Origin of the sequence: Bartonella callosciuri, assembly GCF_014203215.1 — a bacterium.
Taxonomy (GTDB): Bacteria; Pseudomonadota; Alphaproteobacteria; order Rhizobiales; family Rhizobiaceae; genus Bartonella; species Bartonella callosciuri.
Map to the genome: position 1 here is coordinate 14,168 of NZ_JACHIM010000003.1, position 13,819 is coordinate 27,986.

At 40.4% G+C, this 13,819-nt stretch carries 12 protein-coding genes; 5 read left to right on the forward strand and 7 right to left on the reverse strand.

From position 1 onward, the window contains the following. The first annotated feature begins 49 nt into the window (after positions 1–49). The 3 genes from HNQ69_RS03550 (at position 50) to cobT (ending at position 3,783) form a co-directional block, all read left to right on the forward strand. Complete coding sequence (locus HNQ69_RS03550; protein ID WP_183228716.1) at positions 50–667, forward strand: J domain-containing protein; 618 nt, start codon at positions 50–52, stop codon at positions 665–667. 201 nt (positions 668–868) lie between these two features. Further along, entirely contained in the window at positions 869–1,855 is a 987-nt protein-coding gene (gene cobS, locus HNQ69_RS03555; protein WP_183228903.1) for a cobaltochelatase subunit CobS, read from the forward strand. A gap of 14 nt (positions 1,856–1,869) precedes the next feature. Beyond that, positions 1,870–3,783, forward strand: coding sequence for a cobaltochelatase subunit CobT (cobT, locus tag HNQ69_RS03560; RefSeq protein WP_183228717.1), 1,914 nt, complete (start codon positions 1,870–1,872; stop codon positions 3,781–3,783). 387 nt (positions 3,784–4,170) lie between these two features. On the opposite strand, the gene HNQ69_RS03565 is transcribed toward cobT, so the two are convergent. Both HNQ69_RS03565 and rpmB read right to left on the reverse strand, forming a co-directional pair. Further along, positions 4,171–4,857, reverse strand: a complete 687-nt coding sequence (locus HNQ69_RS03565) for a VUT family protein (RefSeq protein ID WP_183228718.1) — start codon at positions 4,855–4,857, stop codon at positions 4,171–4,173. Positions 4,858–4,973: 116 nt separating this feature from the next. Next, positions 4,974–5,291 carry a 50S ribosomal protein L28 gene (gene rpmB / locus HNQ69_RS03570; protein ID WP_183228719.1) on the reverse strand — a complete coding sequence of 106 codons (318 nt, stop codon included), beginning with the start codon at positions 5,289–5,291 and terminating at the stop codon, positions 4,974–4,976. A gap of 295 nt (positions 5,292–5,586) precedes the next feature. Between rpmB and HNQ69_RS03575 the strand changes: the two genes are divergently transcribed. Next, positions 5,587–6,372, forward strand: a complete 786-nt coding sequence (locus tag HNQ69_RS03575; RefSeq protein WP_183228720.1) for an SURF1 family protein — start codon at positions 5,587–5,589, stop codon at positions 6,370–6,372. A 563-nt stretch (positions 6,373–6,935) separates the two neighbouring features. Here the strand turns inward: HNQ69_RS03575 and HNQ69_RS03580 are convergent. The 5 genes from HNQ69_RS03580 to htpX all read right to left on the reverse strand — a co-directional run bounded on the left by HNQ69_RS03580 (position 6,936) and on the right by htpX (position 13,245). Then, complete coding sequence (locus HNQ69_RS03580; protein ID WP_183228721.1) at positions 6,936–7,088, reverse strand: DUF1127 domain-containing protein; 153 nt, start codon at positions 7,086–7,088, stop codon at positions 6,936–6,938. Positions 7,089–7,232: 144 nt separating this feature from the next. Continuing rightward, positions 7,233–8,849, reverse strand: coding sequence for a bifunctional phosphoribosylaminoimidazolecarboxamide formyltransferase/IMP cyclohydrolase (purH, locus tag HNQ69_RS03585; protein ID WP_183228722.1), 1,617 nt, complete (start codon positions 8,847–8,849; stop codon positions 7,233–7,235). Positions 8,850–9,023: 174 nt separating this feature from the next. Continuing rightward, complete coding sequence (locus tag HNQ69_RS03590) at positions 9,024–10,733, reverse strand: heparinase II/III domain-containing protein (RefSeq protein ID WP_183228723.1); 1,710 nt, start codon at positions 10,731–10,733, stop codon at positions 9,024–9,026. Positions 10,734–10,797: 64 nt separating this feature from the next. After that, complete coding sequence (locus tag HNQ69_RS03595; RefSeq protein ID WP_183228724.1) at positions 10,798–12,165, reverse strand: RsmB/NOP family class I SAM-dependent RNA methyltransferase; 1,368 nt, start codon at positions 12,163–12,165, stop codon at positions 10,798–10,800. 33 nt (positions 12,166–12,198) lie between these two features. Then, positions 12,199–13,245, reverse strand: a complete 1,047-nt coding sequence (gene htpX, locus HNQ69_RS03600) for a zinc metalloprotease HtpX (RefSeq protein ID WP_183228725.1) — start codon at positions 13,243–13,245, stop codon at positions 12,199–12,201. An 83-nt stretch (positions 13,246–13,328) separates the two neighbouring features. Here htpX and HNQ69_RS03605 point away from each other — a divergent pair, with 83 nt between their 5' ends. After that, positions 13,329–13,547: a DUF1674 domain-containing protein gene (locus HNQ69_RS03605; RefSeq protein WP_183228726.1), complete on the forward strand. Its 219-nt coding sequence runs from the start codon at positions 13,329–13,331 to the stop codon at positions 13,545–13,547. Positions 13,548–13,819 lie beyond the last annotated feature (272 nt).

The window sequence follows — 13,819 nt, forward strand, 5'->3', positions numbered from 1 at the left end:
CAAAAGTCAATTCTTGTCAAATCGATCGATTTTTCATAAACCTAACGACATGATAATAACATCTAAATTTTTCGACTCAATTCGTATAAGCTCTAATAAAAAACAAGAAGCTGTATCAGAAGTACAGAAGTGCCAATGGGAAGGGTGTGAAAAAACGGCATCCCATAAAGCACCAGCAGGGCGAAATCACGAAGGACAATATTTACACTTTTGCATTGAGCATGTGCGTGCCTATAACAAAAATTTTAATTATTTCTCTGGCCTTAGTGATAAAGATCTCGCAAAATTTCAAAAGGATGCTCTCACAGGACATCGCCCAACATGGCCTACCGATTTTAGCAATGGCACATCGAAAAAAACAGCTGCCAATTATGCACAAATTCGTTCTGGTACAGCTGCCTATCAAAATCGTCTGCGCGATCCATTCACTCTCTTTACCCAACGTCATTCCACCAATTTTTCACGAAAGTTAAAACCCTTAGAAGCCAAAGCTTTCGATACATTAGGGTTACCACCAAATGCTTCAGCTGAAAGTATCAAAACAAAATATAAAGAGTTGGTAAAAAAACACCATCCTGATTCTAATGGTGGTAACCGCTCTTCAGAAGAGCGCTTTCGCGATGTTTTGCACGCCTACAATTTGCTCAAAAAATCTGGCTTGTGCTAAAGAAACCTGTACCTGTCTTTACAAATCTGTTTTCTTGTTTGAATCATCTTTGTTGGTCTTCACAAAATATTACAGAAGATAGGGTAGAATGCTCCTTTCATATTGAAGACTCTCGTTATAGGCCATTGCATAAGTGCCCTAACTCTAGTATCGTTTTTCATGAACGAAATTAAAGAGCGTCCTGTCCTTTCCAAAAAAACAATGACAAAAACAAAGCTTAAAGTTGAAAATGTGCCCGATATCACACTCTGTGCTCGAGATCTGTTCCATATTGATACGGATATGAAAGTGCCTGCTTTTAGCACAAAAAGCCCCCACGTTCCCGATGTGGACCCTGATTATCTTTTTGATCAGCAAACAACTTTAGCGATTGTAGCAGGCTTTGCATTTAACCGCCGTGTCATGGTTTCTGGCTATCATGGCACCGGCAAATCGACACATATTGAACAAGTTGCTGCACGCCTTAACTGGCCTTGTATCCGAATTAATCTTGACAGTCACGTTAGCCGTATTGATCTTGTGGGAAAAGATGCGATTGTTTTAAAAGATGGCTTACAAATTACTGAGTTTAAAGAAGGCATTTTGCCATGGGCCTATCAAAACAATATTGCCCTTGTTTTTGATGAATATGATGCAGGACGCCCCGATGTGATGTTTGTCATCCAACGCATCCTTGAAGCTTCTGGAAGGCTAAGTTTGCTTGATCAAAGCCGCGTCATCACTCCTCATCCAGCATTTCGGCTTTTTGCAACTGCAAATACCGTTGGTCTTGGTGATACAACAGGGCTCTATCATGGCACACAACAAATCAATCAAGCCCAAATGGATCGCTGGTCTATTATGACGATACTTAATTATTTACCTCATGATAAAGAGGTTGATATCGTCTGTTCAAAAGTCAAATCTTTTCAGACAGCGGGAGGGAAAAAGATAGTTTCACAAATGGTCCATGTTGCTGATATGGTACGCCAATCTTTCATCAATGGAGATCTTTCGACAGTCATGAGCCCGCGCACAGTCATTACTTGGGCAGAAAATACAACAATTTTTCAAAATGCTGGCTTTGCCTTTCGGCTTACCTTTCTCAATAAATGTGATGAACTTGAACGCGCCATGGTCGCAGAATTTTATCAACGTGCCTTTGGAGAAGAACTCCCCGAATCACTTATTCATGGTGTCTTGCCTTAAGGAATACATCAATCATGACAGCAGAAGCTGACGATAACAGCAAAAATCTGACAAACAACTCTTCCAAAAGTACTTTTGATGCTGCAACTTTTAAAAAAGCACTTTCCACATGTATCCGTGCAATTTCTGGTACACCCACTCTTGAAGTTTCCTTTAGTCACAATAGACCATCCTTAAGTGAAAATTATGCGCGTTTACCGGAATTACCACAACACGCAACAGATAAAGATATAACGATTAGCCGCGGATTAGGTGATTCTATGGCTCTGCGTACAGCATTGCATGATAAGCGCATTCACATACAATTCGCGCCCCTAGAATCAGAAGCACGTGCCATCTTTGATGCCCTCGAGCAAACACGTGTTGAAGCAATCGGCACTTTAAGTATGGAGGGAATTGCACAAAATCTTGATGGAATGCTCGCCGATAAATACCAAAGAGCCCATTATCAAAAAATTAATACCCAAAGTGAAGCTCCTATCCAAGAAGCGATTGCGCTTTTATTGCGCGAAAAAATAACAGAGCGCCCTCCCCCACAAGAAGCGGGAGCTGTATTAGAATTATGGCGTCACGAAATCGAACAAAAAGCCGCAGCAGAACTAAATGAACTCATACATCATATTCACAACCAACATGCTTTTGCACGAATTGTTCGCCAAATGCTTGTTACGTTAAAAATGGCAATTCAACTTGAAGAAAAATCTGACAATGAAAACAACAAAAAATTAAAAAATGAGTTTGAACCTCAAAACCAAGCAGAAAAAGAAAGTAAAAACGAAAAACACGCTCAAAGTGAGAAACAAACAGCAACTGAACAAAAAAGTGATGCCCAAGACAACGGAAAAACCCAAGCAACAGAATCAAATGAAAATGATACAGCCGAAGAAGAACTAGAAAGAAGCCCTTGGCAAGAAAAAGCAAGTCAATCCAAACGTCTTTTCACCATTTCAGAACGAATAGACCGACTTGCTGATTATAAAGTTTTTACTCGTCAATTTGATGAAATTTTGGAAGCAACGGATTTTTGTTCTGAACGCGAACTGGATAACTTGCGCCATTATCTTGATAAGCAAATCAATCATCACCAAAACATTGTTGGACGCTTAGCAAATCGCCTACAGCGTCGCCTTCTGGCTCAACAAAACCGTAATTGGAACTTTGACCTTGAAGAAGGCTATCTTGATACAGCACGGCTCCCACGCCTTATCATTGATCCCATGCAACCACTCTCTTTTAAAATGGAAAGCAATACCCAATTTCGTGATACCGTTGTTTCACTCCTCATTGATAATTCAGGATCAATGCGCGGACGACCAATTATTGTTGCAGCAAGTTGTGCCGATATTTTAGCACAAACTCTTGAACGTTGTGGTGTCAAAGTTGAAATTTTAGGCTTTACCACCAAAACTTGGAAAGGAGGCAAATCGCGCGAACAATGGCTCAAGCAAAATAAACCTTATCATCCTGGGCGCCTTAATGATTTATGTCATATTATTTATAAAAGTGCGGATACCCCATGGCGTCGCGCACGACGCAATTTAGGTTTAATGATGCAAGAAGGATTACTGAAAGAAAATATCGATGGTGAAGCACTGATTTGGGCGCATCAACGCCTTTTATCACGACGTGAACAACGTCGTATTCTCATGGTCATTTCTGATGGAGCTTCTGTTGATGATTCGACACTATCGGTTAATGTCAGCAATTATCTAGAAAAACATTTACGCGCAGTGATTCAAGAAATCCAAACACATTCTCCGATAGAACTCATTGCCATTGGAATTGGTCATGATGTCACACGCTATTATCAACACGCTGTAACAATTATGAATGCCGAAGAGCTCGCTAACGCTATAACAAAACAATTAGAAGTGCTATTTAGTGATAAAAAACCTTATCCTTATAAAAAATTTTCAAAAACCTTCTAAATCCGCAGCTCGATGTTATTTTTAGATATTACTACACGTCTATACAAACCCGAACCATCATTCTATTTTCCAGCGCATAGTCTTGCTAGAACTCTTGCACTGAGACGGTTTATGAGAAGTCTTTATAGCTTCTTCTTAAACAATTTTATCCATACATTGATCATACTTATAACATTCAACAGAATGATTCTGATTGATTCAAAATAAAAGAGCCTAAGATGAGAGAACTTATTATTTTCAAAGCTCTCATTCACGTTGAAAAATGAAATTATCCTTATAAATCAACATATTAATACAAAATATCTATACCCCACAGTGTGCTAAAATGCCTCTCACAAAAGACAACATGATATCTTGCCACCTTCAGGAATAAAATGATAAAAATTGTTATTTGCTACCAACAAAAGATGAATCATCTTTTGAATGACTTTGATAAAGAGAAAGTCTCACAGCACGAAGGATTGCTCCATAAGGAATCAACATAAAGAGACTCATAACAATTTTCACTGAAAAATCGCCAAAAGCAAGGGAGAGCCAAACCGGAACCTCAAGCCCAAAGAAAACAACGCTTTCCACAAGCGAACTATCAGCATAACCTGTTATCTGATCGATAAAGGCAAAAAAGCTAGAAAAAGCAAGAGCAAAAAATAAAACCGTATCCAAAGCAGAGCCAACCAATGCTGCTGCTAAAGGTGCTTTCCACCATGTTTTACGGCGCAAAGGCGTAAAAACAACAATATCTAGAAGTTGTCCAAATAAGAATGCTAAACTAGAAGCAATCGCAAGCCGCGGTGTAGCCAAAATCCAAGAAACAAAAACACCGGTTAAAAAACCAGCATAAACAACACGCCGCGCTGCGGCTGGACCATAAAAACGATTGCTTAAATCATTGATCAAAAAAGCAAACGGATAGGTAAAAGCACCATAGGTTAAGAGTTCATTCAAACCAAACCAGTAGACAGGATACTGAACCAAAATGTTAGAAGCTGTGACCGCGATACACATCGCACAGATAGAAAAAGCAAGACACCTTTTCTTTTGCTGTTCCCAAAAAAGCCTGTGTGTTAAAAACATTTTTTAACCTGGGTTATGGAACCAATCAAATATAACGGTGACACAACAAAAGACTAAAATGCAATGCCTCCATAAAATGAAAACAAACACTCCAACTTCGTCATAAACAAAAATAACTACGCTGCTTTTTCAGCCTGTTGTTCGATCTCTTGTTCTGCTTTTTTCTTAACGATTTGGCGTTTTAATAAACGCGCACGTTGCGATAATTCTTTATCATCGGCTTTAAGCAAAAAACCATCCAGACCACCGCGATGCTCAACAGAACGCAAAGCACTTGCTGAAACACGCAAACGATAACTTTGCTGTAACACTTCCGAAATCAATGTCACATTGCAAAGATTAGGTAAAAAACGACGACGGGTTTTATTGTTTGCATGACTCACATTATTACCATACAGAACCGTTTTTCCTGTCAATTCGCAAGCACGAGACATAAACTACACCTTTAAACTCTAAGATACTCTTCAATCCCAATACCCACAAAACAGAATAAACGCAAAAACGCACAACACTACCAAAAACGCACAACACTACCTTGAACAGGTATTATCGGGAAGTCGTATTTCTAATAGGGTGTCGATTACAAAAGGTCAAGTCTTTTGTAAAACCTTTTGCATTCCTTATCAGCTCCTTCTGCTCTCTTTTCGCATAAAAGACATCCATAATGTTTTTTTTTCACGCTTACCGTGTTAAAAGAATATCTACCATCTAAAAAAGGAAGCATTAATCATGAGCAAGACAGATTCCTCCATGACAGAGCTTCAACAAAAACATATCCATTTTTCTTCACTTCTGTTCAGCATGTTATGTATGTGTTTTTTTCTTCTCTTCAGTGCACTCGGTGTATGGCAAATACAACGATTAGACTGGAAAACAAATCTTATCACCAGTGCCAACCAACGTATACATTTACCTCCCATCAAAGCACCACCCCAAAATCAATGGGCACATGTCACTTTTGAAAAAGATGAGTATCGCCCTGTCATCATCACAGGAAAATTTTTGAAAAATAAAAATATTTTAGTCACTGCTGTTTCTCAAGATACCACGGGCTATTGGGTTTTGACTCCTTTACAAACAGCTGACAATACACTGACCTTTGTGAATCGTGGTTTTATTCCCATGGATGCCCGCAATGACTTTCAAAACTCAGAGCAATTGCATACAAATGATTCACCTCATCAACATTCTGTTACAGATACAAAGCAAACTACAATCATAGGTTTGTTGCGCATGAGCGAAAAAAATGGTTTTTTCCCACGCAAAAATAATCCTGATAATAATTTATGGTATACACGTGATCTCCCTGCCATGGCACAAAAACTTGGTTTATCCACTGTTGCTCCTTATTTTATTGATGCTGGGAAAAAAACAGCCACGCAAGCAGCCCTTCCCATAGCCGGACTGACTATTGTACATTTTCCCAATAATCATCTTGTCTATGCTATCACGTGGTTTATCTTAGCAGCTGGTGTCCTAGGTGGCTCTTTTTTTCTACTGCGACAAAAAATCTAAAATAGACAAAACAAGATATTCATCCTATGAATTATAATGAAAACCTTGTTTTAAGAAACATAAACTCTAAAAGAGAACATACTTTCATATATTGCATTGAATATATAAAACATTATTTATAATCATAATTCATTGCTTTGTAACTTGAATGAGAGCTCTGAAAATAATAAAATTCATCTCAAACTCTCCTATTTTGAATCAATCAAAATCCACTCCCTCGCATATCACAAGCCGAATCAGTATGTAGCTAAAATCATTTAAGGAAGAGTAAATATGCCTCTTATAGACTATCTCAATTCAAGAGCTGTCGCAACATTTACGAGCTAGAAAATAGAATGATGGTGCCACCTTTTACCTTCATAAGCATAAAAGCAGTGGCACTCAGTGTATTATGCACACAATAGCATTACTTTTTTTAGAAACAGGCTGTAGGCAACGCGAAAAAGCAAATTTCCTCTTACACATACTCTATTTGCTGTAGCAAAAATGAAAAGAAAACCGTCTCATAAAACACACCCCCTCTTCAAAATAAAGCATCTTTCAAATGCCATAACAAATAAATCTTACAAAGGCTTATGCGAATAACTCCATGCAATTGAATTAATATTGCCATGATAAATGCCAAGATCATTAAGTCCATATGTTGAAAGATGACTTAACGCATTAACTGCCCGCCGATAACGGTGCCAATTATTATAAAAACGCAGAATACTCATATCTTTTACTCAAACTTTATATTACTCTCTAAGACAGAAGGTAAAGCAAATTATAAAAAAGAGTTTTGTTATAATTTCATAACAGATATGCACCTAAAACATAAGAAGCTTCTTTCATTCGAAAGATGCACTCATAAAAATCCGTTAATGGCGAAAATGCCGCACACCTGTAAAGACCATCGCTAAACCATGCGCATCAGCAGCCGCAATTACTTCTTCATCACGGATTGACCCACCTGGTTGAATCACCGCCGTTGCACCGGCTTCAGCTGCTGCCAACAAGCCATCTGCAAAAGGAAAAAATGCATCCGATGCAACCACCGACCCTTTTGTGAGAGATTCTGTTAAACCTGCCCTCTGTGCACTTTCTTCAGCCTTACGCGCAGCGATTCTAGCTGAATCAAGACGACTCATTTGACCCGCGCCAATTCCAACTGTTGCACTATTTTTTGCATAAACAATAGCATTTGATTTAACGTGTTTAGCTACCCGAAAAGCAAATCGAAGATCACGCATTTCATCCTGACTTGGTGCCCGTTTTGTTACCACTTGCAGTTTAAGATCATCAACCACCACATTATCCCGCGACTGCACTAAGATTCCACCCGCAAGAGTTTTGGCAATAAGACCTCCACAACGTGGATCAGGTAAACCACCTGTTATCAGAAAACGAAGATTTTTTTTCCTTGCAATAATTTCCCGTGCACCCATTGTTGCATCAGGAGCAATAATCACTTCCGTGAAAATTTTGATAATTTCTTCAGCACACTCTTCATCAAGGGTTTGATTTAACGCAATAATCCCACCAAATGCGGACACATTATCACACATCAGCGCCTTCAAATAAGCCTCTTTCAAGCTCCATCCTTCTGCAACACCACAAGGGTTCGCATGTTTAATAAGAGCAACAGCAGCTGTCTTTTGGGGATCAAATTCTGCCACAAGTTCAAATGCTGCATCTGTATCATTCATATTGTTATAAGAGAGCGCTTTGCCCTGCAAAAGTTTAGCTGTAGCAACACCAAAGCGTTTTTCACTATTGCGATAAAATGCTGCCTGTTGATGCGGATTTTCCCCATAGCGCATAACACTTTCAAGATGACCAGAAAAGCTCTGCCAAGATGGTGTTTCAACTTTTAAATCCTTTGCAAACCACGCCGCTATCGCCGTGTCATAAGCAGCCGTATGCGCATAAGCACGCATCGCTAACTGACGCCGCATAGAAAAACTTAAAGACCCATCATACTGCTTCAATTCAGCGAGAACCAAATCATAATCACTTACTGCTGTTACCACACCGGTATAAGCATGATTCTTTGCCGCAGCGCGAATCATCGCCGGCCCACCGATATCAATATTTTCAAGAATTATTTGTCCATCAGCTCCAGACTGAGAACTCTCTTCAAAAGGATAAAGATTCACCACCAAAAGATCGATTCCATGGATACCATGCTTTTCCATAGCATCCTTATGGCTAGGGTTCTCTCTTACTCCTAATAAAGCACCATGAATCAAGGGGTGAAGTGTTTTAACACGTCCATCCATTATTTCTGGAAATCCTGTAACTTCAGCAACATCTTTTACCGGTAAACCAGCTGCCATTAAGGCTTTGGCTGTTCCCCCTGTTGAAATCAACTCAACACCGTAAGTATGAAGCGCTTGTGCAAACGCAACTACACCCGTTTTATCAGATACAGAAAGAAGAACACGACGAACCCGATGAAGATCAGGTATGGGAAAATTCTTTGCAACTACACCCATAAGAAGAATCCTAAAAATGAAATGGTTAAAATCAAGCAAAATAAACTTGTGAATTCATAGCACACACCATTACTAAAATACACAGAAAGGGCAAAGCTTCTTTTTTTAACAACAAAGAATAGCTCTTCACTTATCCGGATATAATAACGCCGTACCTGTATATAATGAAGCAAATCATTGCTCCAACGACCGGCGGATAAAGCGCCAACGAACTTTTTCCTGTAATGCAGGGCGAAAATACAAAACAATTTGTTGTGTCCGTTGCGGTCCTGTTAGTGTAGTAAAATCAATCGAATCTTCAAGACAAATATCAGCGTCAGGCGATATAAAATACCACACTTGCCCATCCCCCACAGCTAAACACACACGTTTGCCATCATAGTTGATTTTCACTTGCGGATGAAGATGAAACCGAACAGCAACATTATTTTGCTCACTTTGCGCTGTCTTATTTCTTTTTGAGAATTCTTTGTTTGGCGTAAAAAAACGATCAAATCCCTCGATCATTTCCCCATTTGTCGCTAAAATAAGACCGCGCTCATGCACAAGATTAAAAGGTTGCATATAACCATTATGGCTCGCAATAAAACCAGTTTTTTCTGAAGTCTCTATACGGTGCACTTTAACCTCCGTTGGTCCCTCAAGCAAAAAAGAAGCGCCATTCAGCTTTTTTTGATGAAAAATACCTACCGAACAATCATTAACTGTTGCTGTTGAATGTGCGGCAGTGACACGCCCCAAGTGCCGATATTCCTCACGCCCATAAGGATTAACACCCATATTGATAATAAAGCGGCTTCCCTTTGAAGACATTTCAAAAGACAAACAGCCCGAACAAGCGTGTTCTGCAGCAGAGCGTGGCGGAAATTTCCCTGTATCTGCAAGCACTGTCGTCTGATTAGCTTGTAAACGCTGAAATCCTGAATAACGTGCATAACTAAAAGGATGCCCTGCTGTTTCATCAAGCTCTAAAAGTGCCGATAAACGTTTTGGAGCAAGAGGACCAACCCCATTAAAACACGCTAATGTTTGATCCTCATGGATAAAAAACCGCAAAGCTGGCAACATACGCTCCACAGAATCAATGAGAACACGTGGTGCTGTTTCATTGCTGCGCATAAAAAGATGACGTAAAGACAATAAATCTGATAATAAATTGAGCAAAATGACAGGACTACGCGAAATATGGCCGCCATCAACGAGGATCTGACGTGAAAGCTCTTCTATGAGAAGCGTTTGCACCTTTTTTTTCATTGCCGCAGAAACCGGCAAAGCAAGAGATGCAAAGGTCAAAGCTGCTGCGGCTTGTAAACGTTGATCATTGTTTTCCATACTACAAATCGTTATGCGCAAATAACGAAATTGGAAACCAAGTGCACGCAAAAAGCGCTTTTCAAACCGCTCGCTTGCACCCCCTAACAACATTTTCGAATGACAAATCCACGAAATTAAACGCCGTGCCACCACCGGAGCACTCCAGGCAATCCCTTTTACTTTTTTGCCACCATGGTCGAGCCAATCTTCTAAGAGAGAACGCGCATGTGCCGCAGCTAAATCACTCTCCGCTGCTGCCATATGTCGCAACCAATGAAAATCATGGAGAGCCATTTCCCATTCTGGCGTTGGAGAAACCAGCGAAAAAGGTGAAGAAGCGCCAGCATGAACAATATGACCAGCAAAAGCAAAACGACCGTGATAAAATTCGTGCGCCATCATCGGATCAGCTAAATGCAAATCAACGGGATGCGCTAAAATTTTATGGGGACGAAACCCCGAAAACCGCCAGCGAAACAGTGGACCAACCCATAAACGCCGTATAAGTTGTTGTGCTCTATACACAAAGTCCAATGCTTTTACCTGAGGACCTTTTATCGCAACCGCCACGATCTCATCTCCGTACACCCTGAATCGTGCACAATCTCGGACATTTGAGTAAATGAAGCGTTAATTAAGCCACTTTTCGCAAGCGTGCTGCAAAAAAACCATCCATTCCTAACAACGCGCTTCTTTCAGCATCAAAACTTCGATGACAAAAATCCGCAGGCGTTGTACGCAAGGTTCCCTTAGCAGAGAGCAAATGCGCCATAGTGCCTATTTCCTCGATAGAAATAGGTTCTAAAACAATATCATCACGTGCTAATAAAACTTTCTCAATTAGATCTTCACCTTCTTCGCTTGCCAATGAACAATTGGAAAAAACAATGCGTCCCTCTTTCTTCACCAAAGCAATTGCCGCCAAAAGCAAGTCATATTGCAATGCTGCCAACTTGACAATATCATCCATCGATTTCGTCCATAAAATATCGGGATGACGACGTATCGTTCCTGTAGAAGAACAAGGAGCATCAAGAAGAACAGCATCAAAAAGTTGTTGGGGATGAAAATCCCTCACATCTCCCTGCCAAGTAGAAACTGAAAAATGCAGCCGCTCCATATTTGCTTTTAAACGTTTTAACCGATTAGCAGACAGTTCAACAGCTGTCACATAAGCGCCTTGCAAAGCCAATTGTGCTGTTTTTCCTCCAGGGCTTGCACAAAGATCAGCAACCTGTTTGCCCTGAATATTCCCAAGTAAACACGCAGGCAACGCCGCAGCAAAATCTTGAACCCACCAAGCGCCCTCTGTATAGCCTGGTAAATCAGAAACAGCACAATCCAAACTGCTCAACCGAACAGACCCATTGGGCAAAACAACGCCCCCAAGGCGTTTAGCCCAGCCAACACTATCAGACTTGACTGTTAAATCGAGAGGGGGTGGAGCATTTTGAATTGCTAAAATCTGTTCAGCCTTTTCTTTTCCATAAGTTGAAACCAAAAGCTGTCCAAACCATACCGGAACTCCTTCAATGGTAGGAGTTTGTTGACGCAATACAGACGCTTCACGTGCAACATTGCGTAACAAAGCATTTACCATCCCTGAAAATCGGCGCATACGTGGATCAAGTTTAGCCACACGCACCGCTAAATCAATCGCAGCATGATCGGGAATATCAAGATAAAGAATTTGTGCCACACCGATATGCAAAAGATGCTGTAGTGAAAGTGCCTGTGGTGGTAAAGAACGAGTTAAAAAACGCGACAAAACCGCTGTAATCTGCCCCCGATGACGCAAGGCCGCTACCAAAATAGCTCGGCACAATGAACGATCTCGAGGTGAAAGCCCTACATATTGTGGATGTCCATATTCATTATCTGTTAAACCAGATAGAGATGCATGTTTATCAAGCACTGCCCCTAAAAGACGAACACAAACCTGCCGAACAGCTAGCCCTGGAACAATTTTTTCGGACACACGCTCCGCCTTCTCGTGCTTCAAAACAACACCTTTATTCTCTTAAGAGCTCTATGATTAAGGCCTTTTTGAATCTTCATAACGAAGCCAAGAAGGACGTTTTGTAACACGCTGAAAAGTACTCCTTTCTTGATCATCGGATACACTGGTTTGCACATCATGATCTAGGTCTCTATAATGTAAGCCCCTGCCTTTTCCATGCAAACCACCCTCTTCACTCCATCCCATATTTTTGACCATTTCTCCCTTCATCTCTTCTGCTTGTCGATAAAGAGCAGCAATACGATTTGCCGTTGCTGGATGGGTAGAAAAAAGGCTATCAGCTCCCTCACCACTTAAAGGATTGATAATAAACATATGTGCTGTTGCTGGATTATGTTCTGCCTCTTCATTGTAGACCGTATGCCCACCGCCCGCAATTTTACCCAATGCTGAAGCCAACCATAAAGGATTACCACATATTTCAGCACCCCGTCGATCAGCCGCATATTCACGCGTGCGACTAATCGCCATTTGCACCAGCATCGCAGCAAAAGGTGCTACAAGTAGAGCAATAAGTCCCCCAATTCCCCCAACACCATGAGAATGCTCTTCTGAAGAATGACGCGATCCACCCATAAAAAAAGCAAAATTACCAAGCATAGAAATCGCCCCTGCAATCGTTGCGGTCAGGGTCATTGTTAACGTATCACGATGCTCAATATGTGCCAGTTCATGCGCCATAACACCAGCAATTTCCTCTACACTTAACTGCTCTAGCAACCCAGTACTTGCAGCAACAGCTGCATTTTGAGGATTGCGCCCTGTAGCAAAAGCATTTGGCTGAGAACTCTCAATAACGTAAACTTTTGGTTGAGGAAGAGCAGCTTTCCTGGCTAAATCGCTTACAATCTTATAATAAACTGGTGACGAATACTGATCAACTTCACGCGCACCATACATACGTAAAACGATTTTATCCGAATTCCAATAAGAAAAGAAATTTAAGCCGGCTGCCATCAAAAGTGCAATGACCATGCCACTCCCCCCGCCAACAAGATAACCAACTCCCATAAAAAGAGTAGTCATAAAACCCAAAAGCATGGCCGTCCGCATTATATTCATTACTCAAAAAACTCCATGATCAAACACAATTAATGTTATATGATGGGGTTTTCTTTCTACTTCTTCAATGGAATAGGTATAAAATGAATCAAAAAGATGAGAAAATAAGCAAACAAAATACAACCGTTGTTGATAAACAGCAATTCCTCTCTCCTGCAGCACAACGCGCGCTCAACGAAGCTGAAGAAAGACGTAAACATGAAAAAAATGAAGAAAAACCTCTAGAAAATGGTGGACGTGGCGGCAAAGACCCTTCACGCTATGGAGATTGGGAAATTAAAGGCCGCGCCATTGATTTTTAAAAGATTTATACTGACTTAAAAAATCAAACACCTTTTAAAGAAGATCCGTTTTTAACAAAAAACGGAGAACAATCACTCTTCTCTCTAAAAGCTTTTAAAGGCATAGTTGCAATAAAATGAAAACAAACCCTTTTAAAAGGGGCACGACGGCAAAGACCTTTCACACTATGGAAACTGGAAGATTAAAGGCCGCGCCATTGATTTTTAAAAGATTTATACTGACTTAAAAAATCAAACACCTTTTAAAGAAGATCCGTTTTTAACAAAAAACG